The organism is Flagellimonas crocea, from assembly GCF_033441595.1.
GTDB classification, from domain to species: domain Bacteria; phylum Bacteroidota; class Bacteroidia; order Flavobacteriales; family Flavobacteriaceae; genus Flagellimonas; species Flagellimonas crocea.
In genome coordinates this window covers 70,835-97,500 of record NZ_JAUZVX010000004.1, presented here as the reverse complement: position 1 = coordinate 97,500, position 26,666 = coordinate 70,835, and the positions used below count along the sequence as shown (strand labels likewise).

Annotated in this window: 26 protein-coding genes; 10 read left to right on the top strand and 16 right to left on the bottom strand. The window is 43.2% G+C overall.

The window, feature by feature from the left end; translation table 11 throughout:
* Position 1 precedes the first annotated feature (1 nt).
* The 4 genes from SD449_RS13760 to SD449_RS13745 are packed head-to-tail and all read right to left on the bottom strand — an operon-like array spanning position 2 to position 4,784.
* The gene (locus SD449_RS13760; RefSeq protein WP_318311352.1) at positions 2 to 457 is read right to left on the bottom strand and encodes a Fur family transcriptional regulator; all 456 of its coding nucleotides are present in this window, start codon (positions 455 to 457) and stop codon (positions 2 to 4) included.
* Between the two features lie 41 nt (positions 458 to 498).
* Positions 499 to 2,703 (bottom strand): RelA/SpoT family protein, encoded by a 2,205-nt coding sequence (locus tag SD449_RS13755; RefSeq protein ID WP_318311351.1) that lies wholly within the window; start codon positions 2,701 to 2,703, stop codon positions 499 to 501.
* 44 nt (positions 2,704 to 2,747) lie between these two features.
* On the bottom strand, positions 2,748 to 3,980 hold the full coding sequence (locus SD449_RS13750; protein WP_318311350.1) for a M48 family metallopeptidase: 1,233 nt from the start codon (positions 3,978 to 3,980) through the stop codon (positions 2,748 to 2,750).
* 3 nt (positions 3,981 to 3,983) lie between these two features.
* Complete coding sequence (locus tag SD449_RS13745; RefSeq protein ID WP_318311349.1) at positions 3,984 to 4,784, bottom strand: TrmH family RNA methyltransferase; 801 nt, start codon at positions 4,782 to 4,784, stop codon at positions 3,984 to 3,986.
* A gap of 68 nt (positions 4,785 to 4,852) precedes the next feature.
* On the opposite strand from SD449_RS13745, the gene SD449_RS13740 reads away from it, so the two are divergent.
* A complete protein-coding gene (locus SD449_RS13740) occupies positions 4,853 to 5,656 on the top strand; it encodes a DUF6503 family protein (RefSeq protein WP_318311348.1) in 804 nt (267 codons plus the stop codon).
* A gap of 57 nt (positions 5,657 to 5,713) precedes the next feature.
* Here the strand turns inward: SD449_RS13740 and SD449_RS13735 are convergent, their stop codons facing one another.
* The 6 genes from SD449_RS13735 to SD449_RS13710 all read right to left on the bottom strand — a co-directional run bounded on the left by SD449_RS13735 (position 5,714) and on the right by SD449_RS13710 (position 13,864).
* Positions 5,714 to 7,012, bottom strand: coding sequence for an amidohydrolase family protein (locus SD449_RS13735; protein WP_318311347.1), 1,299 nt, complete (start codon positions 7,010 to 7,012; stop codon positions 5,714 to 5,716).
* A 10-nt stretch (positions 7,013 to 7,022) separates the two neighbouring features.
* On the bottom strand, positions 7,023 to 9,968 hold the full coding sequence (locus SD449_RS13730) for an amidohydrolase family protein (RefSeq protein WP_318311345.1): 2,946 nt from the start codon (positions 9,966 to 9,968) through the stop codon (positions 7,023 to 7,025).
* Positions 9,969 to 10,027: 59 nt separating this feature from the next.
* Positions 10,028 to 11,101 carry a DUF3810 domain-containing protein gene (locus tag SD449_RS13725; protein ID WP_318311344.1) on the bottom strand — a complete coding sequence of 358 codons (1,074 nt, stop codon included), beginning with the start codon at positions 11,099 to 11,101 and terminating at the stop codon, positions 10,028 to 10,030.
* An 83-nt stretch (positions 11,102 to 11,184) separates the two neighbouring features.
* Entirely contained in the window at positions 11,185 to 12,291 is a 1,107-nt protein-coding gene (locus tag SD449_RS13720; RefSeq protein ID WP_318311343.1) for a peptidylprolyl isomerase, read from the bottom strand.
* A gap of 11 nt (positions 12,292 to 12,302) precedes the next feature.
* Complete coding sequence (gldI, locus tag SD449_RS13715; protein WP_318311342.1) at positions 12,303 to 12,851, bottom strand: gliding motility-associated peptidyl-prolyl isomerase GldI; 549 nt, start codon at positions 12,849 to 12,851, stop codon at positions 12,303 to 12,305.
* Entirely contained in the window at positions 12,848 to 13,864 is a 1,017-nt protein-coding gene (locus SD449_RS13710) for a DHH family phosphoesterase (protein ID WP_318311341.1), read from the bottom strand. The genes gldI and SD449_RS13710 overlap by 4 nt, the downstream gene beginning before the upstream one ends.
* 74 nt (positions 13,865 to 13,938) lie before the next feature.
* On the opposite strand from SD449_RS13710, the gene SD449_RS13705 reads away from it, so the two are divergent.
* Both SD449_RS13705 and SD449_RS13700 read left to right on the top strand, forming a co-directional pair.
* A complete protein-coding gene (locus SD449_RS13705) occupies positions 13,939 to 14,973 on the top strand; it encodes an alkaline phosphatase D family protein (protein ID WP_318311340.1) in 1,035 nt (344 codons plus the stop codon).
* A gap of 48 nt (positions 14,974 to 15,021) precedes the next feature.
* Positions 15,022 to 15,441 carry a nucleoside-diphosphate kinase gene (locus SD449_RS13700; RefSeq protein ID WP_318311338.1) on the top strand — a complete coding sequence of 140 codons (420 nt, stop codon included), beginning with the start codon at positions 15,022 to 15,024 and terminating at the stop codon, positions 15,439 to 15,441.
* A gap of 406 nt (positions 15,442 to 15,847) precedes the next feature.
* On the opposite strand, the gene SD449_RS13695 is transcribed toward SD449_RS13700, so the two are convergent.
* From SD449_RS13695 to recF, 3 genes are read right to left on the bottom strand one after another with little or no spacing between them, the layout of a single operon-like run.
* Positions 15,848 to 16,144 (bottom strand): DUF721 domain-containing protein, encoded by a 297-nt coding sequence (locus SD449_RS13695; RefSeq protein WP_318311336.1) that lies wholly within the window; start codon positions 16,142 to 16,144, stop codon positions 15,848 to 15,850.
* Complete coding sequence (locus SD449_RS13690) at positions 16,144 to 16,569, bottom strand: hypothetical protein (protein ID WP_318311334.1); 426 nt, start codon at positions 16,567 to 16,569, stop codon at positions 16,144 to 16,146. Before SD449_RS13690 ends, SD449_RS13695 begins: the two co-directional genes overlap by 1 nt.
* Before the next feature lie 4 nt (positions 16,570 to 16,573).
* Positions 16,574 to 17,653, bottom strand: coding sequence for a DNA replication/repair protein RecF (recF, locus tag SD449_RS13685; RefSeq protein ID WP_318311333.1), 1,080 nt, complete (start codon positions 17,651 to 17,653; stop codon positions 16,574 to 16,576).
* 126 nt (positions 17,654 to 17,779) lie between these two features.
* Here recF and SD449_RS13680 point away from each other — a divergent pair, with 126 nt between their 5' ends.
* From SD449_RS13680 to SD449_RS13650, 7 genes are all read left to right on the top strand, one after another.
* Positions 17,780 to 18,541 carry a tetratricopeptide repeat protein gene (locus SD449_RS13680; RefSeq protein WP_318311331.1) on the top strand — a complete coding sequence of 254 codons (762 nt, stop codon included), beginning with the start codon at positions 17,780 to 17,782 and terminating at the stop codon, positions 18,539 to 18,541.
* A gap of 3 nt (positions 18,542 to 18,544) precedes the next feature.
* Entirely contained in the window at positions 18,545 to 19,027 is a 483-nt protein-coding gene (ribH, locus tag SD449_RS13675) for a 6,7-dimethyl-8-ribityllumazine synthase (RefSeq protein ID WP_318311329.1), read from the top strand.
* Positions 19,028 to 19,177: 150 nt separating this feature from the next.
* Complete coding sequence (locus SD449_RS13670) at positions 19,178 to 19,462, top strand: riboflavin synthase subunit beta (RefSeq protein ID WP_318311328.1); 285 nt, start codon at positions 19,178 to 19,180, stop codon at positions 19,460 to 19,462.
* Complete coding sequence (gene mutL / locus SD449_RS13665) at positions 19,462 to 21,312, top strand: DNA mismatch repair endonuclease MutL (RefSeq protein ID WP_318311327.1); 1,851 nt, start codon at positions 19,462 to 19,464, stop codon at positions 21,310 to 21,312. The genes SD449_RS13670 and mutL overlap by 1 nt, the downstream gene beginning before the upstream one ends.
* The gene (locus SD449_RS13660; protein WP_318311326.1) at positions 21,313 to 22,047 is read left to right on the top strand and encodes a rhomboid family intramembrane serine protease; all 735 of its coding nucleotides are present in this window, start codon (positions 21,313 to 21,315) and stop codon (positions 22,045 to 22,047) included. It begins immediately after the preceding gene.
* Between the two features lie 4 nt (positions 22,048 to 22,051).
* Positions 22,052 to 22,915 (top strand): rhomboid family intramembrane serine protease, encoded by an 864-nt coding sequence (locus SD449_RS13655; protein ID WP_318311324.1) that lies wholly within the window; start codon positions 22,052 to 22,054, stop codon positions 22,913 to 22,915.
* A gap of 3 nt (positions 22,916 to 22,918) precedes the next feature.
* A complete protein-coding gene (locus tag SD449_RS13650; RefSeq protein ID WP_318311323.1) occupies positions 22,919 to 23,968 on the top strand; it encodes an endonuclease/exonuclease/phosphatase family protein in 1,050 nt (349 codons plus the stop codon).
* On the opposite strand, the gene SD449_RS13645 is transcribed toward SD449_RS13650, so the two are convergent.
* From SD449_RS13645 to lepB, 3 genes are read right to left on the bottom strand one after another with little or no spacing between them, the layout of a single operon-like run.
* Positions 23,960 to 24,268 (bottom strand): DUF6122 family protein, encoded by a 309-nt coding sequence (locus SD449_RS13645; RefSeq protein ID WP_318311321.1) that lies wholly within the window; start codon positions 24,266 to 24,268, stop codon positions 23,960 to 23,962. The genes SD449_RS13650 and SD449_RS13645 overlap by 9 nt on opposite strands.
* Positions 24,261 to 24,893, bottom strand: a complete 633-nt coding sequence (locus tag SD449_RS13640; protein WP_318311320.1) for a WbqC family protein — start codon at positions 24,891 to 24,893, stop codon at positions 24,261 to 24,263. The genes SD449_RS13645 and SD449_RS13640 overlap by 8 nt, the downstream gene beginning before the upstream one ends.
* Positions 24,894 to 24,911: 18 nt before the next feature.
* Complete coding sequence (gene lepB / locus SD449_RS13635) at positions 24,912 to 26,654, bottom strand: signal peptidase I (RefSeq protein ID WP_318311318.1); 1,743 nt, start codon at positions 26,652 to 26,654, stop codon at positions 24,912 to 24,914.
* Between the last annotated feature and the right edge of the window lie 12 nt (positions 26,655 to 26,666).

Here is a 26,666-nt window from a genome sequence, read left to right as displayed (position 1 = left end):
GTTATTCTGTTAGGTTTTGTTCTTTGTTTCGAGTTCCGTAGAAATATAAGGAGTGATTGTTGATCTTGATGTCAAAAACCTCCTCAATGGTTTTTTTAATGGATTGAATGCGCGGGTCACAAAATTCTACCACCTCTCCTGTATCGGTAAGGATAACGTGGTCGTGCTGCCTGTCGAAATACGATTTTTCGTACTGTGCCTGGTTTTTGCCAAACTGGTGCTTGCGGACCAACTTGCTCTCCAATAAAAGTTCAATGGTGTTGTAGAGTGTGGCACGGCTTACCCTATAGTTTTTGGTCTTCATTTTGATATAGAGGGATTCTACATCAAAATGGTCCTCACTTTCGTAAATTTCCTGTAAAATGGCGTAGCGTTCAGGGGTTTTGCGATGTCCTTTTTCCTCGAGGAACGAGGTAAATACATTTTTTACAATTTCCTGATTTTTATTGTTTCCCATGGCTTTCTACCTATGCTAATGCACAAAGGTACAGTTAAAAATTAAATTCTGGTCACTTTATCTATTCCTTCGACCTGCTTTAAACTGTCCATCAATCTTTTAAGGATATTGTTGTTTTTTACCACGAGGGTTATTTTGCCCTTAAAAGTGCCCCCATCTGCGCTAAAGTTAAGGTTGCGCATGTTCACGTGCATATTTTCGGAGATGATTTTTGTGATGTCCTTGACCAGTCCCATATTGTCAATTCCCGTAATTTGGATATCCACGGAAAACTCCTCTTGGGAAGAATCGATCCACTTGGCACTGATAATGCGATATGCGTAGTTGGATTGTAACGAAATGGCGTTGGGACAGTTCTTTTTGTGCACTTTAATTCCATCGTTCACGCTCACAAAACCAAAAACATCGTCGCCGGGAATAGGATTGCAGCATTGGGACAGTTTGTAGTTGAGCCTTTCTTCTTCCTTTCCAAATACAAGCAAGTCATATTTTGTGGTGATCTCATTTTTGTCAATATCCTTTGGGGCGGGCGTCTTCCGCATCCTGTTCTTAAAGAAATTGATAAATGCATTGTGATAGGAAGAGGAAAAATCCTTTAGCTTATCGTTGTCGATCACACCAATGCCCACCCTGTAAAATAGGTCCAAACTCGTTTTCAACTTGAAGAAGGTCACCAGTTTGTTTACCGTGTCCTCGTTCAAATTGATTTTTTGGGCTTTCAGCTTTCGGCGCAAAATTTCCTTTCCTTCCGCGGCGACTTCTTTTTTCTCCTCGCTCAGCGATGATTTTATTTTGGACCTGGCCCTTGCCGTTTCGGCATAATCCAGCCAGCTCTGGGTAGGTTTGGCACTATCGGAAGTTATCACCTCTACTTGGTCCCCGCTCCTGAGTTTTGTTCCCAATGGCACTAGTTTGCCGTTCACTTTTGCCCCACGGGTCTTCAAACCGATCTCGGTATGGATGTTAAAGGCAAAATCCAGAGCAGTTGCTCCTTTGGGCATCGATTTTAGGTCGCCCTTGGGTGTGAACACAAATATTTCCTTGGAATAAAGGTTTAGCTTGAATTCCTCCACAAAATCCACTGCGTTGCCATTGGCACCTTCCAGGGCCTCTTGTAATTTGTTCAACCATTCTTCAATGCCTTGCTCTTTTTGTGCACCGTGCTTGTATTTAAAGTGTGCGGCATAACCTTTTTCGGCGATTTCGTGCATACGTTCGCTACGAATCTGAACCTCTACCCATTTGCCCTTCGGGCCCATTACCGTAATGTGCAGCGCTTCGTACCCTGTGGATTTGGGTGATGTGATCCAATCCCTTAACCGAATAGGGTTTGGGGTAAAGTGGTCCGTAACAATGGAATATATCTTCCAAGCGAGGAATTTTTCGTTTTTCTTGTCGGATTTATAAATGATCCTGATGGCAAACTTATCATAGACCTCATCAAAGGAAACGTTCTGCGCCTTCATTTTCCTACGGATGGAGAATATGGACTTCATCCTTCCCTTGATGAAATAGTTGAGCCCCTCTTTATCCAAAGAAGTTCGGATCACGTTGGAAAAATCTTCGATATACGCCAAATTTTCCTCTTCGGTGTCCTCTATTTTGGCCAAGATATCGTTGTAAACTTCTGGCTCGGTATATTTTAAAGCAAGATCTTCTAGGTCGTTCTTGATGTTGTAAAGACCTATTCGGTGCGCCAACGGCGCATAGATGTAAAGCGTTTCCGATGCTATCTTCACCTGTTTGTGCTCCGGCATGGAATCCATGGTGAGCATATTGTGATAGCGGTCCGCAATCTTGATGATGATCACCCGGACATCATCATGGAGGGTCAGCAGCATTTTTCTAAAATTCTCCGCTTGCTGACTAATGTCCTTGTCCTTTTTTAAATGGGCGATTTTGGTGAGTCCGTCCACGATACGTGCCACGGTCTCGCCGAACATGCGCTCAATATCGTCCAACGTATACGGGGTATCCTCCACTACATCGTGGAGCAGGGCAGCGGAAATGGAAACGGCATCAAGGCCAATTTCCGATGCTACGATCTTGGCAACGGCAATCGGATGAAAAATATAAGCCTCCCCTGATTTTCTTCGCTGGTCCTTGTGGGCATCCACGGCAACGTCGAAGGCGGAACGAATCAATTTCTTGTCCTCATCCGTCAGGGTTTGGTAGCTTATGCGAAGTAATTCCTTGTACTGCTTCGCAATCTCCTTGTTCTCTTTTTCAATAGCAGCCTCTGTCATAGTATATTAAATTTACTACAATCTTATTTTCTAAACAACAAAATCTATGCCTTAAGGTTTCGGATACGTTCCACCAACGGGGGGTGGGAATAGTGCACAAAAACGTATGCGGGGTGAGGTGTTAGATTGCTCAGGCTTTTTTTGGACAACTTTTTTAAGGAAGAAACCAAAGGTGTCGCTGCAAAGGTATTCTTGGCAAAATCATCGGCCTGAAACTCGAATTTTCGTGATAAATAGTTCATAATCAAACCCGTGATTTCCGAGATGGGGCTGTACAAAAGGGCAAACCCCACCAAAGCAGCATGAAAACTCGGGGTGGATACTCCAATGGCCAGGGATATCTCGGGATGGTTGATGAACAACGAAAGGATGAACAATGTTAGACCTGTGGTAAATAGTGAAACAACTAGGTTCACAATAATGTGTTTACGTTTATAATGCCCCACTTCGTGCGCTAGAACGGCAACAATTTCATCTTCGCTCAGGTCGTTGATCAACGTATCGAACAGTGTAATCCGCTTTTCTTTGCCGAATCCCGAAAAATAGGCATTTGCCTTGGTTGATCGTTTGGAACCGTCGATCACGAAAATATTTTGAAGCTCAAAACCTACTTTTTGGGCATAGTTTTCAATGGAACTTTTAAGGCTACCGTCTTCAAGTGGCGTTTGCTTGTTGAACAACGGCACTATCAATCGGCTGTAAAATAGATTGATGAACAAGATGAAAATACCGACTGCGATCCAAGCATAAATCCAAAAATTAGGTCCCGTAGATTGGTAGAACAGCATGAATAGGCTCAAAATCCCACCTCCAAGAATGATGGTCAAGATGGCACCTTTTATCTTGTCTGACCAAAAGGTGGACCTTGTTGTTTTGTTGAACCCATATTCTTCTTCGATTACAAAAGTTCTGTAGTAAGAGAAGGGTAATCCCAACAAGGCACTTCCCAACATGATTATTCCGAAAAAAATCAATGCCATTGGGATAGCTTCCTCCGTAATGGAACGTGTGAGCTGGTCCACCCATTCAAAACCTCCAAAAGCAAGGAAACATATCGTTAAGACCAGTGAAAAGCCGTCGGAAACAACGCCGAACTTGTAGTTGGTCCTTTTATATTTTTGAGACTTTTGATATTCGTCTTCATCAAAAACATCGGTGAGTTCCGGGGGCAGGGTAGATTTAAAACGCTTGGCGTTCAGGTACTCCAAATACTGGTGAACCAGATATTGGACCACGAGAATGGCCAGGATGACATAAAATAGTACATTTTTTTCCATAGCTTAAAATCCGCGCTGGCGCTTCGCCTCAAATATAAGTATTGCAGCGGATACCGAAACATTCATGGAATCTATTTCTCCTTGCATCGGTATAATTATGTTTTGGTCGGAATTTTGAAGCCATTTTTCTGTTAATCCGGTGGCCTCCGTACCCATTACAAGGGCGGAAGCGGCTTTAAAATCGCAATCCACATAATTTTTGGAAGCGGTAAGTGCAGCACAGTAAATTTTGATTTGGTTGGTTTGTAAAAAATCAATGATTTCGTCCGTGGTTCCCACGCCAATCTGGTTGGTAAAAAGACAACCTACGCTGGAACGGATAATGTTTGGACTATATAGGTCTGATTTGGGATTTGCTATTAAAACGGCATCTACGGCTGCGGCGTCGGCAGTACGCAACAATGCACCGATGTTACCTGGTTTTTCTGGGGCTTCGGCCACCAGCACCAAAGGTGTTTTGTCTTTGAAAACGATGTTTGCCAACGCATGGTCTTTGGAACGCATCAAACCCATGATGCCTTCGGTGGTCCCCCGATGAGCAATTTTACCGTAAACACTTTCAGAAACTTGGATAATTTCTTGATTGGAAGGCTTGGTAAAAGCATCAACGGAGCTGGAACCCATCAGTTCTGGACAATAGAGAAGCGTTTGCAAAACATAGCCACCCTTTTGCGCCAATTCCAGCTCCCGTTGTCCTTCTACAACAAAAAGGCCCGTTTTTTTTCGTTCACGGGACTTTTCTTTGAGTTGCAGAATCTTTTTTATCAAGGGATTCTGGGCACTGCTGATGAATTTAGCTTCCATACTGGGTAAAAATAGCCATTCCTGTAATTATAAAAAGGGCTTTTCGACCAACTGGTAAAATTTAATCCATGAACAAATTAACCATCCTATTATTTTTGTTGGGCTTGGCCGCCTGTAAACAAAATCCCAAAACAGAAAAAAATGAAACACCAGTTCAGCAGGAAATGGTGGTTGACGAAGCTATTTATCCTGATGCCTTAACGAAAGTTTTTGATGCACATGGAGGTTTGAAAAAATGGAAGTCACAACGAACAGTATCCTTTGTGCTGCCAAAACCAAACCAATCCGAAACCCATACCATTGATTTATGGACCCGAAAAGATAGAATCGATACCGAGGCATTTTCAATGGGTTTTAACGGAGAACAAGCTTGGCTCTTGAATAAAACTGGGAACTATGAAGGCGATGCAGGCTTTTATCATAATTTAATGTTTTACTTCTTCGCTATGCCCTTTGTGTTGTCCGATGATGGCATCCTATATTCTGCTACCGAAGATTTGGAGTATGAAGGCAAAAAATACCCCGGTCTGCAAATAGCCTATGAATCAGGTGTTGGAGCTTCATCCAAAGATGAGTACTTCATCCATTTTAATCCTGATACCCACCAAATGGCTTGGTTGGGCTATACGGTGACTTATCGCTCGGGTGAAAGTTCGGACAATGTAAAATGGATTCATTACGATAATTGGCAAGAAGTGAATGGACTGGTGTTGCCAAAATCGATTACATGGCATAATTATGAGGGAAGAAAGATATTGGAACCGGCAAGCACGGTCAATTTTGAAGAAGTTATGTTGAGTGAGGATTCCAAATCGAGTGCGTTTTACGAAAAACCGGAAAATGGGGAGTACGTTCCCATTAAAATGAATTGATCATAGTAGAAATAAAAAAGGCGCTCATTAGAGCGCCGTTTTTTATTTAGAAGAAATCTATTGTCCTTCTTTTTCTCTTTCGTATTTGCCCATGTACCGTTTCCAAAGTTCGGTCTGGTGCGTTTCCAACGAAACGTCCCTACCATCAATATATGCTTTTGATAGTTGGTTGGTCCTCATATCCAAGGCATCACCTTCGGAGATGAACAGTGTTGCGCTTTTACCTTCTTCCAAGGTTCCGTACATGTCATCAATCCCAAGAATTTTGGCCGTATTTCCGGTTATTAATTGGAGCGCAGTTTCTTTGTCCAATCCCTGACCCACAGTTTGTCCTGCATAAAAAGCAAGGTTCCGTACCTGAAAATTACCAGCGTCCTCATTTTGCAATCCGACCAAAAGGCCAGCATCGACCAATAATTTTGGCAATTTATAGGTAATGTCGTAATCATCGTCTTCAAAACTTGGCAAAGCGTGTGTGCGTTCTACCAATACGGGAATATTGTGTTCTTTAAGTAGGTCCACAATTTTATTGGCTCGATATCCACCAACGATTACCACGTTTTTAACACCCATTTCCTTGGCCAACGTCACCGCGTCGGTCATTTCCTTTTCGCCATCGGCATGGATGTACAAACGTTGAGATCCATCAAAAAGGCCTTGCATGGCAGCAAATGGCAGATTTTTCTCCTTTTCCGTTGCCTTCCCATAGGCCATGGAGTTTTGGAAAAATAGTTTTATATCATCCATTTCCTTTCCATAGTCCTTGTTGGGTATGTAACCTCTTTCTTCTCCGGCCCACCAGCGGCCCCTTCTAAAGAAGTTGGGCCAATTCAGGTGGATGCCATCATCTTTTTTAACTGCTGCATCTTCCCAGTTCCACGCATCGAACTGAACAATGCTGGAAGTTCCGGAAATGGTTCCTCCAACAGGGGTCACCTGTCCGATAAGAACACCGTTCGGACGCATACTTTCCACTACTTTGGACTCTGCATTGTAAGCGATCAAACTGCGAACGTGTGGAATCATTTCACCGATTTCGTCCTGATCGTCACTTGCCCTAACGGCATCGACCTCTACCAGTCCCAATGATTTGGATGGTGCAATGAAACCGGGATACACGTGTTTACCTTCGGCATTGATCATGGTCCCAATGGTCGGGGCCATCAGACCTGCACCGATAGCGGTAATTTTTCCATCCTTAAAAATGATGGTACAGTTCTCTATCACCTCTCCATTGCCAATATGGGCCGTGGCACCAACGATGGCAATCTGTTCGGATTGAGGTGGGGCAGGGGTCTGCTGTGCGTTCAATGAAACCCCAAAAACAATTGCTATGATTAAAAATATTTTCTTCATGGTCTATTTTTTAAAGGGTGTCACAATTAAATTCTTCTTTCTTGCTTTGGACAGGGGTCTTGGATTTTCCACCCTTTTTGTTATCGTTCAGCATCATTCCAATCAACTGGTTACGTTCCTTTTTGATGGATTCCCTGAGCATTTTGTCTTTTTCGAGATCAAAATATACTTTTCCTTCGATCAAGGTTTTTTCAGCTTTTGCGTAAACGGATAGCGGATGATCGCTCCATAGCACAACATCGGCATCCTTTCCTTCTTCAATACTTCCTACACGGTCGTCCAAGTGAAGTAGTTTGGCCGGGTTCAGCGTGACCATTTTCCAAGCTTCAATTTCTGACATGCCTCCGTATTTGACGGTCTTGCCCGCTTCTTGGTTCAATCTTCTGGACATTTCGGCATCATCACTGTTGATGGCAACCGTCACACCTTGACTGCTCATGATGGCAGCATTGTAAGGAATAGCGTCGTTCACTTCGTATTTGTAGGCCCACCAGTCACTAAATGTACCGCCACCAACACCGTGTTCGGCCATTTTATCGGCTACTTTGTAACCTTCCAAAATGTGGGTGAATGTATTGACACGGAAGCCGAATTTTTCGGCGACTTTCATCATCATATTGATTTCGCTCTGCACGTAAGAGTGGCATGAGATAAAACGTTCTCCGTTCAAGATTTCGGCCAATGTTTCCATTTCCTCATCATGGCGGTATGGTTCGCCGCTCTTTTTCTTTTCATCATATTCCTTGGCACGCTGGAAGTAATCAATATATACTTGCTCAACACCCATTCGTGTCTGTGGAAAACGGGAATAACTGCCCCAGTTGGACTGCTTTACGTTCTCTCCCAAGGCAAATTTGATGAATTTGGGCGAGTTGTCGAATATCATGTCCTCGGCACTTTCTCCCCATTTCATTCGTAATATGGCGGATTGTCCACCAATAGGGTTTGCAGATCCATGGAGCAACTGTGCGGCAGTGACCCCCCCGGCCAAATCCCTGTAAATGGCAACATCTTCGGGGTCTACCACATCTTCCATTCGTACTTCGGCGGAAGAGTTCTGGCCTCCTTCGTTTATGGCCAAAGCGGCAATATGGGTATGTTCGTCAATAATTCCTGCAGTGAGGTGCTTGCCTGTGGCATCGACCACGGTGGCGCCGCCTGCGCGCAAATCTTTTCCAACTTTCGAAATCTTCCCATTTTTGATGAGCACGTCGGTGTTTTCCAAAATGCTTTCACCGGTCCAAACGGTTGCATTTTTGAACAACATATCCTGTTGTTTTGGCTTTTCCTTGAAACCATATCCAACGTTGGGATAGGTCACGGACATCAATTGTGGCTTCTCCATGCTGTCCTCGTCCTTGGATTTTTCCTCAAAAGGGGAAGTTCTGGTCATTGTAGCAGAAGTTTCATCGCCATTGGGAAGTACCACATTTCCTTTGATAGTTTCCGAACCTGGCAGAACATGGGCCACCATTCGGTAAGAACCAACGTTGTCATCACTAAAAGAAATGTTCAGCCAATCTCCCGAGTAATCTATTTTGGACTCTACGGTATCATCACCTTTTTTGATTTCGGCCTTTGGCTTGTCAGCATCGCCGGTCAAGGAAACTTTATATGTAGTGCCCTTAACGGCAAGGTCATAATCACCCCGGATATCGATGACATCCATGCTTTCTATGACGTTTTTGGTTCCTTGCACCCAGTTTTCGTAAAGGGTGGTTCCTTTGTCGAATATATCTCCGGAGGTAATCAAGAAGTTGGCTTGACTGCCTGCTTGCAATGAGCCTATTTCATCCGATTTTCCCAAAATCCCGGCAGGAACAGTGGTCAGGGCCTCCAAGGCTTTTGTCTTGGAAAGTCCGTAGGTGATAGCTTTCATGATTTTTTCTTTCAAATCTTTTGGAGATTTGAGTCCGTGCAGCGTAATCGAAAACTCTACGCCATTATCTGCCAATACCTTTGGATTGGAAGGTGCCAAGTTCCAATGTCTGAGGTCTTTCAGAGCAATATACTTGGCTTGGTAAGGGTTGGAAACATCGAATGCATCTGGAAAATCCAATGGCAAAATAAGTTTTGCATTGGTCGCCTTGATTTCGTCGATACGTTCATACTCATCCCCGCCGGCCAATATGGTGTACTGTATTCCGAAAAGGTCCCCGATTTTATCCGCTCTTAAAACGTTGCCATTATCCCCAGCCGCATAGATTTGTGTCAATCCCTGGTTGGCGATAAGGGCTTCCAAAGAACGATCTTTGGTATCTACGTTCCCTTTGCTGTACCAATCCATATCATAATATACCTGACGCATCAAGGCCATGGCGCCCATTAGGGAACCTGGGTATGATTGTCTGGATGCCCTGCTTTTTTCAAAAGAAAAATATTGGGCGGATCTGTCGGAAAGAATTCTTTCGGCTTCGGATGCTTCATCATTCAGTGCGACCAACAGCCCGGAACCTCTTGCGATTCCATCTTCAATGTGTGCGTTAATGGTCCCAAAACCTGCATTTCTAAGTTCTTTGGCTTCTTTGGCATCGTAGCTGAAGCTTTCGATGGCATCGTTTTCGGGCATAATATGGTCGTTCCAATAAAACCCTTCCCTGGATGGGCCATATTGGGCCGATCTTCCTCCACCATTGGCGCTTTCAGGAAGTTTTACACCAAAACCGGAAAATACATCGATAAAGGATGGATAAATGGATTTACCTTCCAAGTCTTCCACTATGGCATTTTTAGGGATGCTAACGGACTTGCCCACCGCTACTACTTTACCGTGCTGTATGAGCAAGGTGCCGTTGTTGATCACCTGTGTAGGTGTAACGTAGATCTTGGCATTGGTAAATGCCCTGTAATTGTTGTTTTTCTCCGCTTTTACACCGTCATTTTTTGGAAAATAATCCTGTGCAAACAAAGAAACACTGCCCAAGAAGAGAAACAGCGCTAATAGTTTAATTTTCATAAGGTTTGAATTGAATTAGTCGGTTTAAATATAACCTTTGTTTAAGGACTCCACAAGTTTCAAAGTCCGCTTAAATGACGTTTTCGGTAGTTGATGATGAGCCCTACGACCGCATTGTAACTTTTTATGCCTTCCTTTTGGTTGTTCACCTTTAAAAAAGTGTTGAACACGGATTTGAACATGGGTTCCAAAGGATTCTCATATTTTTCCCAAAATGTGCGCAATTCATTAAAATTTTCTTTGACACCCATGTTTATGGTGCCCGCAATCTCAGTATACTTTTCTTCATCCCTATAAAAAAGGTCGGTGAGACAATACCCCAATGCATGGTTGTAGGCGGAGTACTTAAAATAGGGGTCGGTACTTTGTGAGGTTACCAGATAGCCGATAAAATTGGTGGCTCCCTCCGCGGAGTACCCTAATTGATGGCCTACTTCGTGGCAACTTACAGTGGGCAGTCTGAATTTTGGAGTAACGCCATTCACTTGGGCTTCGTTCGTAAATGGGTTTAGGTAACCACCATATCCCATAAAAGTTAGGGGAGTGCTATAAATGGAAGATTTTAGGCTACGGTGTTCATAGCCAAAATCCGGGTATTGCTTTGCAAAGTTTTCGTATGCTTCCTCTGTTTTGGAGAAAATTTCTTTTTTGGAGTAGGGAATGTGCACTGGGGATATGGTATCTCCCGTCAGTTTAAGTTGATATTGATTTGTTTTTTGTACCATGAATTCAGTGAGTTCCACCAGTTCCTCCAACGTGTAATCACGTTCAATATCCAATTTCCAAGTAATGGGCTGCCGGTGATAGTTAAGCCCCCAAAGCAGGTGAAACGTAAAATAGGCAATGGACAATACCACTGCGATATCTTTCAGGAACATGAAAGGTTTTCGACCAATGGTCTTCCATTTTTTATATAGGTAACGGACGGCCAGAAGCACAAGGGCAGTATACATCAAATCTCCGAAGGAAAACGGGATCCAACCAAACAATACCCTTAACGATCTTGAAATATACACATATAGCCCAGTACTGTAATACGCTTCAACAAAGTTAGGATAGTAGCTTATCCACTTCACCAAAATTACTTGTATGGGAAGTGAGATGGCTATGATTGTCTTGGTTCTTTTTCCCATCAAAAATGAAAACAAAGTGTTTTTTGGGCATATAAAAAGCCGTACGGAAAAGTACGGCTTTTTTAATTTATTCTTATAGGAGTTTATTGTTGGATTCCCACAATTTCAATATCAAATACCAATGTGGAACCACCAGGTATTGGGCCATAATCGTTGTCGCCATATCCCAAATGTGGTGGGATGAACAAACGAACTTTATCACCTACTTTCATGGTCAACAGTCCTTCACGGAAACCTGCTGCCAATTGGGCGTCAGGGCTATAGCTCATTGGGAAGGGCCTATAGCCTCCCTGATCTCTTCTGCCCGGGTTCAATTGATTGAATTGTTCTGCAACTTCTTGAATATTGCTATCGAACAAATCACCATTGAACAGCCATCCTGCATAGTTTACCAATACTTGCTGACCTATTTTGGGCTGTTCACCGTCACCTTCCTTCAAGGTCAATATGCGCAGGCCACTTGGAGTCTCCTCGGCTTCATTGATTTGTTCGGTGAATTGGGCCGCTAGGTCTTCTTTCATCTTTTTGAAGGCTTCTTCCTCTGCTTTGGCCTCCTCAAAATAATCGTTCAATATTTTTATGGCATCAAACTGCTTTGCTTCCTTGCCATTGCGTACGATTTCGACATGGTTCATTATGACTTCCGTAGTGGGTCTGTCCTGTGCACCGGTCTTTACATTTGCGATGGAGTCCACAACATCCATGCCTTCCACCACTTCACCAAAAACGGTATGCTTGTCATCTAACCAAGGAGTGGCGGTATGGGTTATGAAAAACTGGCTGCTGTTGGTCTTGGGGCCTCTATTGGCCATGGAAAGGATGCCTTTTTTAGAGTGCCTCAAGGAATCGTTGAACTCATCCTTAAAGGTGTATCCTATGTTTCCACTACCGGTTCCGGTGGGATCCCCGCCTTGAATCATAAAATCCTTCATGACCCTGTGGAAAATAATACCATCGTAGAACTTTTTGTCCTTGTACTCATCGTTCACGAATGGATTTTTTCCTTCTGCCAAGGATACGAAGTTGGCCACTGTGACCGGGGTTTTCTTGTATTCTAATTGTACGATGATATCCCCTTTGGTAGTTTGGATATCCGCGAAAATACCATCTCCCAATTCGGCATATTTGCTGGACTTACATCCTATGATGACAAGGAAAAATAATGGTATGATGTAAAATAATTTCTTCATTGCTTATGAATTTAGTTTAAACTGTCGTTGTCTATTATGATTGTGTGTAATTCTACAGATGATTTAAGCGGTGTTTTTGGTCCAATGGCCCTATTGTCCCCTTGATAGCCAAAAGCTAGGGGAGATGGGAACAAAAAGGTGACCTTCTCGTTTATCTTTAAAAGCTTCACCGCATTTTGGAGTCCGGGAAATAATTGTTGCTTGTCGATTACATAAGAGGACGGTCCTATTTCTTCAGCAGTGTAAATGGTATCATTTTCCAAACTCATCAAATTGTACGAAAACAAAATATGGTCTCCCGATTTTGGGGAATAGCTGGCGGTATCGTTTTGTTTTTCATAATAATACCAAAATCCATTGGGGCTTGAAAAATATTCATGAACCGTATCCTTTGCAATAATTCCTTGAATTATTTGTTCCTCTTCCGCCAACAATTTTTTGGTACGCTCAATCGATTCCTTGAAAAAACTGCCCGACTTTACCTCTACAGGTCTTCTGGGTTCGGGTCCTCCGCAGCCCACCACGGTCGCAACCAACAATATGGCTAGAAAAAATCTCATGGGTTCAGCTTATTTTTATAGGTTTTCAAAATTTCATTGAAACGGGAAATGGTCTCTTCCATGCCCAGATCACTTCGGCCACCGGCGGCATTGTTGTGCCCGCCACCATTAAAATGTTCCCTTGCAAACTCGTTCACGGAAAAATCCCCAACGGAACGCAGCGAAATCTTAATAATGCCTTCTTCTCGGTTCTCAATAAATATCAATGCGAAAATAATGCCTTCCAAAGTTAGGCCATAATTTACGAAACCTTCGGTGTCCCCTTTGTTGTAATCGTATTGGTCCAGTTCCTCTTGCGTCAGGGTAATGTAGGCCGTTTTGTATTCCGGTAGAATCACCATATTGCTCAGGGCCTTGCCCAATAAATGCAGTCGGGACGGGGAATTGGTATCAAAGACTTCCTGGTGTATGGTCATGTTGTCGGCACCCTTGTCAATAAGCTCGGCCACCACACGATGCGTTTTGCTGGAGGTGGAACGGTACTTAAAGGAACCGGTATCCGTCATAATGCCCGTGTAAAGATTTGTTGCGATAGCAGGATCTATACGTTCGGTTTCGCCCAAAAAGTCAATAAAATTGTAGACCATTTCACAGGTTGAGCTCATGGAAACATCGGAATAGGTCACGGTGGCATAATCGCTGGGTTGTTGGTGATGGTCTATCATTATAAAATCTGCTGATGCTTCTTGTAAAACACCTTCCATTTGTCCCACTCTGGACAAGTCGTTAAAGTCCAAAGTAAAAATAACGGTGGCTTCTTCGATAAGTTCCTTGGCCTTTGCATTTTCTCTCTCAAAATTGATGACCAATTCGTTTCCTGGCATCCATTTGAGGAATTTGGGATAGTCGTTGGGCGCTACAATATTCACCGTGTGCCCTTTGGTTTTCAAAAAACCATGAAGCGCCAAACAGGAACCCATGGCATCCCCATCGGGATTTCTATGGGGCACGATCACTATCTTTTGAGGTTGGGAAAGAATCGACTTTACCGTCGTGATATCCGCTGAATTCATGCGGCCAAATATACAATAATATAATGTAGAGGAAACTCGCTTTATATGTATTTTTGGTCAGGTAAAAGCAAACAATGAAGCATAGTTATATTTTTTTGGCGGCCATGGTTCTGGCTTCGGCCTGTAAAAAGAAGGTGGAGAATCAGGCAGGGACCGAGGAAAAGCCGACCCCCGATTTTGTAGTGGCCTTCGGGTCCTGCAACATGCCGCAAGAGCCCAATCCTTTTTGGGATGATATTTTGGCGGCGGACCCAAATGTTTGGATTTGGGGAGGCGATATTGTGTATGCGGATACGGACGATGTTTCCCGTTTGCGAGAAATTTATGCCATGCAGGACAGTGTAGCTGCATATGCCAAGCTAAAGGCCAAGGTGCCGATTATAGGAACATGGGACGACCACGATTTTGGTGTCAACGATGGAGGTGCGGATTTTTCCATAAAAAAGGAGAGCCAACAGGTTTTCTTGGATTTTATGGAAGTGCCCCAAGACAGTGAACGAAGAAATCGCGAAGGTGTCTATGCTTCCCACGAATACCAGATGCCTTCTGGAAAGGTGAAGATCATAGTTTTGGACACACGATATTTTAGAAGCGAATTGGTAAAGGACAACGATTCCGAAAAGCGATATAAACCAACAGAAGACCCGAATGCTACCATTCTGGGCAGAGAACAGTGGCAATGGTTGCAGGCGGAGCTGAGCAATTCCGATGCGGATTTTAACCTGATCATGTCCAGCATTCAAGTACTTTCCGGGGAACATGGTTTTGAGACCTGGGGCAATTTTCCCGCTGAAGTGGATAAATTGGAGGATATGATTGTAAAGTCAGGAGCAAAGGGTGTGATGCTTTTGTCCGGTGACCGACATATTTCGGAGTTTTCCAGGGACAATATTTCTGGGCTTTCCTATCCCTTGGTAGATTTTACCAGTAGCGGGCTTACCCATTCCTATTCCAGTTTTAGCGGAGAGGCCAACCGGTACCGAGTGGGAGATGTGGTATCGGATAAAAGCTATGGCATCATCAACCTGTATTTTGAGAGCCAGACCGCGGAATTCAAGATGATGGGAGACAATGGGATCATCATTCAAGAGTTAAAACAAAGCTATTGAGCCTTGTAGCTTGATTGAAAAAGCTTAAGTTTGCGCAAAATTTAAAAAATGACTGGAAATAGAACATTTACCATGATCAAACCTGATGCCGTTGAGAACGGCTATATCGGTGCAATCCTGGATAAAATAACGGCGGCTGGATTTAAGATTGTGGCCATGAAGTATACGCAACTCAGTACGAGAGATGCCGAAATATTCTATGCCATCCACAAAGAGCGTCCATTTTTTGACGAGTTGGTGGAGTTTATGACAAGGGGACCCATTGTGGCCGCAATTTTGGAAAAAGACAATGCCGTGGATGATTTTAGGGCATTGATCGGTGCTACCAACCCACAGGAAGCTGCAGAAGGAACCATTAGAAAGTTGTACGCGGCCAGTATCGGCGAAAACGCAATACACGGTTCCGATAGTGATGAAAATGCTGAAATCGAAGGGGCTTTCCACTTTTCGGGAAGGGAAATCTACTAACAGCATATAAGATACATGTTAAGACGGGCCACCTATTTTGGGTGGCTTTTTTTATTTAATGCGGTTGCTGAGCAACGGTCATTGAGCGAAGCCGAAAATGAGTTGTAGGGCGATATGGATTCTCAACTATCCGATTTGAATGTATTGTCATTCCCTGCTTGACAGGGAATCTAATCAAAAAGGAATGGGATACTGATGAGGGATTTGTGTTAGATTTCTCGTCGCTTTGCTCTGTCGAAATGACATTGGGGATATACTTGTCATTTCGAAATGAGATACAAAGTATCGATTGAGAAATCTCCATACCAGAATGACTAATTATGTAAAAATCCAATCATCTGCCAATAAAATAATCCATTGTTCTCTTTGACAACTCCTACGTTTGTACTGGGAACTTACATTTCGATTACCTTAAAACCAACTTCTTCACTAGCTCTTTTCCCAGTTCCTCATTGATCATTGTTACGATCTTGGATTTGCCCAAACTCAATTCTTCCCGGAGCACGGAGGAGGAAAGGGAAACGAAAAGCGTTTCGTTCTTAAGTTCCACATGGGTGGTGTAATTGTTGACGCCATTCCCCATAAGTCTTGACCAAGCTTCACGTGCATCCACCTTGTCCATACCTTTTTGGAGCTTGTTTTCTTTTATGAATTCGCTGAGCGCTTCGCTCAACGGTATGTGTGAGCTGTGTCTTTTGGCCATTACTTTGGAATTTTGATGGGTTCAAAACGTGTGTAGGAATATGTGATTCCATCTTCATTGACCACAGAAAACGACAACGAGTCCAATTGCGTCAATTTTTCTTCCCATTCGCTCAACTCGCCGGTATAATGGAGAGTGATGATGTCGTTAACGTTGGAGATCGTAAAATCTTCCAGATCATTCGAAGTCTCATAGGAACCGTCAAACCGGGGCTGCATTTTTTTGCGATATCCCTGATTGTCTTCAAAGTAAATAAAATCAATGTTGGTGTTTACCGGGTATTGCTTGAGGGTGCCATCGGGAAACGCTACCTCCGAAATTTCCCAATAGCCGTTCAAATAATGCAGATCGGCTGGCTCAACGGAAGAATTCTCATTACATCCAAAGAGCATCAAAACCACTAAAACGAATACGGTTCTCCACATGATGCTACAAGGTAAATATTTTATAACTCTGATGAATGTTCTTCACCACATTTTCGGTACGGTCGGCATGGGTGTCGCTGATAAAAATCTGCCCAAAATTGTCATCCTTAACCAGCCCAACGATGTGGGAGACCCTGTTTTCGTCCAATTTATCAAAAATATCATCCAGCAATAGGATCGGGGTGGTATCGGCCAGGTCCTTTATAAAGTGGAACTGCGCCAGTTTCAGTGCTATCAAAAAGGATTTTTGTTGGCCTTGGCTTCCAAATTTTTTGATGGGGTGTCCGGCTATGGTAAAATCCATATCGTCCTTGTGCACACCCACCGAAGTATATTGTAGCGCGCGGTCCTTTTCAATGTTCTTCTTTAATAAATCCAAGAGGTTTTCGCTGCTCAGTTGACTTTCGTAGGAAAGCATGATCTGCTCCTCTTTTTCCGAAATATGGTTGTACTGTTCTTTAAAAATAGGCAGAAAGGAATCAATGAATTCCACTCGTTTTTTGTGGATGGCACTGCCCAGAGAGTGCATTTGTTCGTTGTAGATGCTCAGGGTGTCCGGGTCGAATGTGCGGTTGGCCGCAAAATATTTGAGCAAAGAGTTGCGCTGTACGACCACTTTATTGTACTTGATAAGGTTTTGAAGGTATACCTTATCGGATTGCGATATAACGCCGTCCATAAATTTTCTACGGGTTTCACTGCCTTCCAAAATAAGGTCGCGGTCCGATGGGGAAATGATCACCAAAGGCAAAAAGCCAATATGTTCCGAGAATTTTTCATACGGTTTCCCATTGCGCTTGATCACTTTTTTGGTCCCCTTTTTAAAGGAGCACAATATTTTTTCCGTTCTATGGTTTTTCTCAAACTCCCCTTCCACCACAAAAAAATCCGTATCGTGCTTTATGTTCTGGGTAGAAACCGGATTAAAGTAACTTTTTCCAAAGCACAAGTGGTAAATCGCATCCAATATATTGGTCTTTCCCACGCCGTTGTCTCCCACCAAACAATTGATCACAGGGTCGAATTCCAAGGTCTTGGAATCGAAGTTTTTGTAATTGACTAAAGATAAATGCCTTAAAAACATAAAGAATCGAGAAACATTTTGGATTTAAAAGGTGGCCCTTCCGATAGGGGGTTCCAAAAATAACGAATAAATTACCTTTTGGTTTTGGATAAAAACTTTATTTTTGCGCGACCAATTAAATGACGGATGGCAACATACAAGAAGAGAGGCTTTAAGCCAAAAAATAAAGAGGAGGAAGCTCAGATAGAAGAACACGACAGTACAACGGCTGAGGTTTTCAATACGTTGGACGAGGGTGCTACCAAGACCGAGGCATGGGTTCAGAAGAACCAGAACTACATTTTGGGGGTTATCGGGGTTATTGCAGTGGGCGTTTTGGCCTACTTGGGCTATCACCAATTCATCCAGAATCCCAAAGAAGCTGCTGCGGCAAACGAGCTTTTTTATCCACAACAATATTTTGACCAGGCATTGGCAAGTGAGACCGAGAAGGATTCTTTGTTCACCTTGGCATTGAACGGGGCACAGGGAAAGTACGGTTTCTTGGACATTATAGAGGAATACAGCGGAACCAAAGCGGCCAATTTGGCCAAGTACTCTGCTGGAATGACCTATCTGAACCTAAAACAATACGATCAGGCCATTGAAAAACTGGAAGGTTTTTCTTCGGACGATGACATTTTGGGTGCCATGGCAAAAGGAGGTATCGGTGATGCTTTTTCCCAATTGGACCAAAAGGAAGATGCCTTGGATTATTATGAAAAGGCGGTTGCACACAGCGACAATGAGTTCACTGCGCCAAGATTTTTGTACAAAGCAGGAGTGATTGCCTTGAACCTAGATGAAAAAAGCAAGGCTCTGGGCTATTTTGAGCGCATCAAGGAAGAATATCCCAATTCGCAAGAGGCCAATGGTGTTGACGCCCTTATAGGATTGGCGCAAAACTAAATCATGGCCACAGAGAACAAAAACTTATCCATTTACGATAAAAATAAAATCCCAGACGCGAAGAACCTTCGGTTTGGGATTGTTGTTTCTGAATGGAACGGTGAAATAACCGAAGCCCTTTGCAATGGTGCCAAAGAGGCACTTTTAGATTGTGGTGCCCTTCCGGAGAATGTCATTCGCTGGAATGTGCCTGGAAGTTTCGAGTTGACCTTTGGGTGCAAAAAAATGATTCAAACGGAAAAAGTCGATGCCATTGTGGCCATAGGCAGTGTTATCCGTGGTGAGACCAGCCACTTTGATTTTGTTTGCAGTGCCACGGCACAGGGCATCAAGGATTTGAACATTGCTTATGATGTTCCCGTGATTTTCTGTGTGCTGACCGATGATAACATTGAGCAGTCCAGGGCCAGAAGTGGCGGAAAACACGGAAACAAGGGTACGGAAGCCGCCATAGCTGCCATTCAGATGGCTGTTCTTGGGAGGTAAGCTCAAGTTTCAAGAGCAAATTCAATAACTCCAACAATCCATTTATCCGATAATCTAAAGATCTGGTTAGCTGTTAACATTTTTTGGGAGGATCGCCCGACCCTTTTTTTCTATTTTGAGTACCTTTGAGGATATAGCCATAAGGATAGCATGCGAAACCCGTTAAAACTTAGAAAAAACAAGAGCTTTGACTACTCCCCTAGATATTATAAGGGAGAGGGGAATCCTTATAAGATTGAACATAAACTTGATAGATTTCGGAGTACCGCCCATAATAACAAAGGACTTAAAAACAAGTTTACATCGGCAATGGAAGATTTTAAAACCGAGGGGGACAAAAATTTGAAACTTCGGTTTTTGATCATTATTGCAGTTTTGGTGTTGCTGTTTCTTTTTATTATTGACTTTGATCTATCCATATTCCTGAATCCATAATGGCGGATATCATCAAACTTTTACCGGACCATGTTGCTAATCAAATAGCCGCAGGGGAGGTAGTCCAACGGCCTGCTTCTGTGGTAAAGGAGCTTTTGGAAAACGCCATCGATGCAGGCTCAACATCCATCAAACTTATTGTTAAGGACGGTGGTAAGGCACTCATCCAAGTGGTGGATAATGGTGTGGGCATGAGCGATACGGATGCCCGTTTATCATTTGAAAGGCATGCCACCTCTAAAATATCATCCGCCCAGGACTTGTTCAACCTGCAAACCAAAGGTTTTCGTGGAGAGGCTTTGGCTTCCATAGCTGCTATTGCCCATGTGGACATGCAGACGCGTACCTCGGAAAACGAAGTGGGAACGCACCTTAAAATAGAGGGGAGCAAGATAGTTTCCCAAGAAGTTGTGGCTACGCCCCAGGGAACCTCTATATCCGTTAAGAATCTTTTTTTCAATATTCCTGCCCGACGCAATTTTTTAAAATCCAATCAAGTGGAGCTTCGCCATATTACTGATGAGTTCCATAGGGTGGCCTTGGTGCATCCCAATATTGAATTTCACTTTTACAACAATGGTTCGGAAATCTTCAATTTGCCCATTGCCAAGCACCGCCAACGAATCGTGCACATTTTTGGTGGCAAAATGGAACACCGTTTGGTTCCGGTTAAGGAAGAAACAGATGTGGTGAAGATTTCAGGGTTTATTTGTAAACCGGAGTATGCCAAAAAGAGTAGGGGCGAGCAGTTCTTTTTCGCCAACAACCGATATATAAAAAGTCCTTACTTGCACCATGCCGTCGTCAGTGCTTTTGAGGGATTGATAAAATCCGACATGTACCCGGGTTACTTTTTGTTTTTGGATGTGGACCCATCCTCTATCGATATCAATATCCACCCTACCAAAACAGAGGTAAAGTTTGATGATGAGAACACCCTTTATGCAATTTTACGATCTACGATAAAGCATAGCTTGGGGCAGTTCAACGTTGCCCCTGTATTGGATTTTGACCACGACCCTAATTTGGATACGCCATACGCTTACAAGGAAAAGGGAGCTGTACTGCCCAAGGTTACGGTGGACGCTTCTTTCAACCCTTTTCAAGAAACACCGTCCAAAAAAGGTACGGGCGGGACTTTTCGGAAACAGCCGACCAAAGGCTGGGAAGATTTGTACGAAGGTCTAGGCACCAGCGGTGGCGACAATGACGAATTCAGTAGTTTGATCATAGAATCGGAAAGTGAGGAACAAGGTACCCTGTATTCCGAAAAAGAGATGGAAGAGCATTTGGCCAGTACTTTTCAACTGCGCAGAAAATATGTGATAAGTACCGTAAAATCAGGAATGCTGGTCATACATCAGAACCGGGCCCACGAACGTATACTTTTTGAGAAGTTTTTGGGAGAAATAACGGTGAAAGAGGGGGTAAGCCAACAATTGCTCTTTCCGTTGGAATTGACCTTCAACAAGCAGGAACTGGCCGTGTTGAATGAAATACAGGAAAGCCTGACAAATATTGGCTTTGTCTTTGAGAGTTTGGAAGAGGAAACTGTAAAAGTGACAGGTGTGCCCATGATGGTTCCCGAGAGCGGGATTGGCACGGTATTGGATCGCCTGATAGGAGATTATAAGGAGGGATTTGCGGACGGTTCCATGTCGCAGGCCGAAATGCTAGCCAAGGCACTCAGCAGGAACCTTGCCGTAAGGACCGGGGATGTTTTGGACCAAGAGTCACAATTAACCCTGGTGAACAATCTATTTGCATGCAAGGAGCCCACATTGAGCCCCTTTCAAAAATTAACGTATACCATTATCTCCGAAGGGGATATCGATAAAAAATTCAACTAGATGGGTAGAATGACCGAGGCAGTAAAGCATATTTTGATCATTAATGTGATCATGTTTTTTGCCACACAACTATATGGAGACCAAATGTACCAATGGATGTCACTATGGTTTCCGAAGAGTCCCAATTTTGAATGGTGGCAGGTGGTCACCCATATGTTCATGCACGGAAACCTTATGCACATAGTCTTCAATATGTATGCACTTTGGGCTTTTGGTACGCCTTTGGAACGAATTTGGGGCAAAAACAAGTTTTTATTCTTCTATTTTTCGGCAGGATTGGGCTCAGCGGCACTGCACACCGGAGTGAATTATTTTCTTTTTACAGAGGGCATGAACGCTTTGGAAGGTGCCGGTATCGCAAGGACACAAATATTGGAGGTGATGGCCAATGGGCAATATAGTCCCGGATGGTACGACATAGCATCAAAAAGTACTGTGGACAGTATGCTGATGGCCTTTAATACACCTGCCGTGGGAGCCTCCGGTGCCATTTATGGTGTTTTGGTCGCCTTTGCATTCATGTATTCTGAGGCCAAATTAATGTTGATTTTCTTACCAGTGCCTATAAAGGCCAAATACTTTGTCCCCATTCTAATTGCGGTAGATTTGATTTTTGGAATAGGGAAAGTGAACACGGGCGTAGCACATTTTGCCCATATCGGGGGTGCATTGATCGGATTTATAATGATGTGGTACTGGAAAAAGAACCAGTTCAACGATAATCGGTGGAACTAGACTTATGATGAACGGTGGGATACAATATCAAATTGCGAGGCTCAATGTAGCGGAAAAGCTGATTGCCATCAATGTATTGATATTCTTGTTGGACGGGCTTTCTGGTGCATTGTTGGGATATTCTTTTTCCCAATGGTTCCATTTGCCCAAAGATTTTGTAGAGTTCTTGGGACAACCATGGTCCTTGGTGACATATTCGTTTTTTCATGCGGGTCTCGGACATATTTTTTGGAACATGATCGTGCTTTATTTTGCCAGCAGGATTTTCTTGAACCTTTTTGATGCCCAACGATTTATCAATGTATATTTTCTTGGCCTGATGCTAGGGGGATTGGTGTTTCTTCTTAGTTACAATGTTTTTCCGACATTGGTCAATTCCAATGCGGCTTTGATAGGGGCCTCGGCCGGGGTCAATGCCGTTCTCATATTTGTTTGTACCTATCTTCCCAATCAGGAAGTTCGGGTCATTTTCTTTAATATCAAACTCTGGTACATTGGTGCCGCTTTGGTGGTCAAAGATTTAGTGCTGATCGGTATGGGCGAGAATATTGGTGGCGGAATGGCACATTTGGGTGGTGCATTTTTAGGGTATATGTATGCGCGACAACTTTTTAAAGGCAATGATATCGGTTCCTGGTTTACCAAATTAAGAAATACAATAGCCGATCTTTTCAAACCAAGAGAGAAGAAGGCCCCGTTAAAAACGGTCTACAAGAAAAAAACGGCATCGACCAGTAAAGCGGATTATGATAAACAGGCCAAACAGCGGAAAATAGATGGTATTTTGGACAAGATAAGCAAGTCCGGGTATGAAAGTTTGTCCAAGGAGGAAAAAGACTTTTTGTTTAAGGCAGGTAAGGAAGACTGATACGTGAAAAACCTCTCATTAATTGATAAGATACTTTTTTTCATAAACACCCTGTTGGCCTTGGTGCTGATTATTTCTTTGTTGGTGCCCTATGTTCCCACAAAAATTATATCCTCACTCTCCGTAGTCAGTTTAATAGTGCCGTTTACCGTTCTTTTAAACCTGGTATTTGTGCTTTATTGGTTATTGAAACGTAAGCGGAACTTTTTGTTGTCCGGAGTTTTACTGGTACTGTGGTATGTGTTGTTGGGTCCGTTTTACCAATTTTCGGACAAGGACAATGAAAACAATTTCACCAGTGAAAACACCTTGTCCATAATGTCCTTCAATGCTAGAAGTTTCAACGAGTTGAAACAGTTGAAAGATGAGAACGTGGAGAGTCGTATCTATAATTTTGTCACAGAACAAGACCCGGATATTGTTTGCTTTCAGGAAACATTGTATGCCATGAAGCGGAATGATGCTCTTGGCCAGTACAAGTATAAGTTTGTGGACTTTATTTATGGAAAACACCGAGGAAAGGTGATTCAAGCAGTGTATTCAAAATATCCAATTCTAAAAATTGATTCGATACCTTTCCCCAACAGTTCCAACAACGCTGTATATGCCGATATTTTATTCAACACGGATACGATAAGAATCTACAATTTGCATTTGCAATCCTTTAGGATAGTTCCTGGTTTGAACACCATTCAAAATGAAGAGTCGACCAAACTTTTTGAAAGATCTAGGAATGTAATGTTGAAGCAATATGAACAAGCAAATTTGATTCGTGACAATATGGAAGGGACCGACCTACATAAAATTGTCGTCGGCGATTTTAACAACACGCAATACTCCAATGTGTATCATGTGGTCAAAGGGGACATGAACGATTCCTATCTGGAAAAAGGAAAAGGTTTTGGGCGTACCTATGATTTGTTGAAATTCCCCATGCGAATCGACTATATCTTGGCGGACGACGAGTTCGAGATACTTTCCCATCAAAATTTTGATGAAAAATTGTCCGACCATTATCCCATCATGGCCACTTTACGACTTAAATCACATTAACAGGCAATCCAAGGTGTCCGCAAAAATGTGTAGGATCAAGGCGAGTCCGATAATCCGCGTCCGTCTAAAAAAAGGAAGTGTGCAATAGATGAATATGGCCCAATAGCTATGGAGGACATGGAAGCCGATGCTGCACCTATCGGGGTCATAGAGCGGTGTTGCCCACAGGTGGTCGATATCGATGATTATTCCAGCCAAAAGAATCAACGCGAATTTTACGGCATCATCCTTGAAAAACCAAAACGCGATAAGTATCGGCACCAAAAAATGAATGCTATAATGGATGAGGTGCCTATACATGTTTCAAATCCAAGGAAAGATCTTTTAGGTATGAAAGGGCATTCGTTCCCTCGTTGAAGAGAAGGTCCAAAATACTGAGATTGGGAATAAAACCATGTCTTTCCTCAAAAACTTGGGTATATGGTTCCATATTCCAATCCTTTTCTTTTTTGGCCACGACCAAAAATCGGGCATCAAAATAAGTTTTCGGCTCCACTTCGTAAGTGTCGGTTTTTTCTATTGAAACCTTCGCGCCCAAACAATCGGCAATGGCTTCAATGGTCTTTATGTTGAATTCATAAAGGGAATCATCGTTTCCTTGGTAGAGGGGTCTCAAATCATCCTCATAAAACTCAAAAAAAGGAGAGGTCCGGTAGGCAGTTTCCAAGGTTCTCCAATGTTCCTTTTTCCAATTATAGCTGTTTTCCATGGTCACATCCGCATACTTTTGACGCCCTTCTTTGCCGCCAACGTGCTTTATGGGAATATTGAGCATATGCTTGCCCTTGTCTGTAGAAATATAACAACGGTTTCGGTAGGTCTGCTTCTGAAAATTATCCTTAGCCTCCCAAATTACCTCATGTTGAACTATGGCCGCAAAAGTGGCAATACTGGGAAAATAGGAGGGGTGGAGCAGTATTTTCAAAAAACGGGCTTTAAGTTACTATGCGGTTTTTTTCTTTCTTTTTCGGAAAAAATCAAAAATGAACCAAGCAGCCAAAAGGGCAATAAAATACCAGAAGTAGGATACGGGCTCGCCACTTCCCCCAACGGTAGTGAATACCCGTTCCCAACGTACCCTCCAATTGGCTATGCCTTGTCTAAAGTTGTCAAAGCTCATCCAAAGGAAAACAGGTTTTCCCACAATATGGTCGGCAGGGACATACCCCCAAGTCCTGCTATCTTCGGAATGGTCACGGTTATCACCCATCATCCAATAGTAATCCTGTTTAAAAGTGTAGGAGTCGGCCTCCTCACCGTTGATGAAGACTTTGTTCCCGGTAACCTTTACATCGTTGTGTTCGTAATCACGGATGATTTTTTTGTATAAAGGGATAGTCCTTGCATTGATTGCCACGGTTGTTCCCGCCTTTGGAATGTAAATGGGTCCAAAATTATCGTTGTTCCAAGGGTATAGGTTGGGCTTTTGAGGGAATATGTTCCCGCCATATTCACCCTTAGGTTCTATGGTCTTAACAACCGAGTCTATGGCCGGATTTTCCTTGAGTGCCGAAACCATTTCATCGGTAAGGTTGGCCATTCTGGAGAGTGGTTTTTCCTCGGTCAGGGAAAGTCTCGTTTGACGTATGACCTCGGTAGGAATACCATCTTCCTTTGTGTAAAGCTCGATTTTTCCATCTCCTGCTTGCCTGGCCCCAGAAATGAACGGAGCCAATGCATTATATTGGGCCTCGCTGATATTGGTGGCAATGTATTTGCGAACGTAGTCCGAAGCATCAACATCTTCCAAATATTTGCTGGAAACACCATTTTTGGCGTAAATGTCATACACATACATTGGTTTTGCACGGTCGGATAACTTGAGTTGCTTACCGTTGATATAAACAAACCCATCAATCACGGCCAAGGAATCCCCGGGAGTTCCTACGCATCGTTTTACATAGTTGGATTTTTTATCAATCGGTTTGATTACCGCTTTTTGTGCTTTAAAAAACTGATATAGGGTATCCGCAGGTAAACTAAAGACCACAATATCATTTTTCTCCACTTTTTCAAATCCCGGTAAACGCATGTAGGGCAGTTGCAGTTTGTTGATCCACGAAGTCTTATGGGTTTCCGGGTCAACATCGGCCAAATAGGACCTTGTTCTTACAACGGGAAGCGTATCGTGTACCATGGGTGCCGCCAATGTGGTCATGGGTACCCGGGCGCCATAGTGGAACTTGCTCACGAACAAAAAGTCCCCCACGCGAAGCGTGCGTTCCAAGGAACCTGTTGGAATCACATAGGGTTGTATAAAGTAGGTGTGCACAAATGTTGCGGCCACAATGGCAAATACAATGGAGCTCACCCATTCGCCCAATCCCGTTTTTGGTTTTAGGCTACGGTCCTCGATATATTGAACGTCTTCGGCATAGTTGATATAAAAAATATAGAAGCCCAAGGTAAGGATGACCAACCATGTATCCACAAGTGAATTTTTTCCAAAACTGCGGATGGTCTCCACCCAAACTACAGGGAACATCAATAAATTGATGATTGGGATGAACAATAAAAGCACCCACCACCAAGGCCTATTGATAATTTTCATTAAAACAATACCATTGTAGATAGGTATGGCGGCTTCCCATGCTTTTCTGCCTGCCTTGACGTAGAGTTTCCATGTTCCCAAGAAATGGATAATCTGGATGATCAGGATAAAAATGATCCATTGTATACCGTCCATATGAAAATTTCT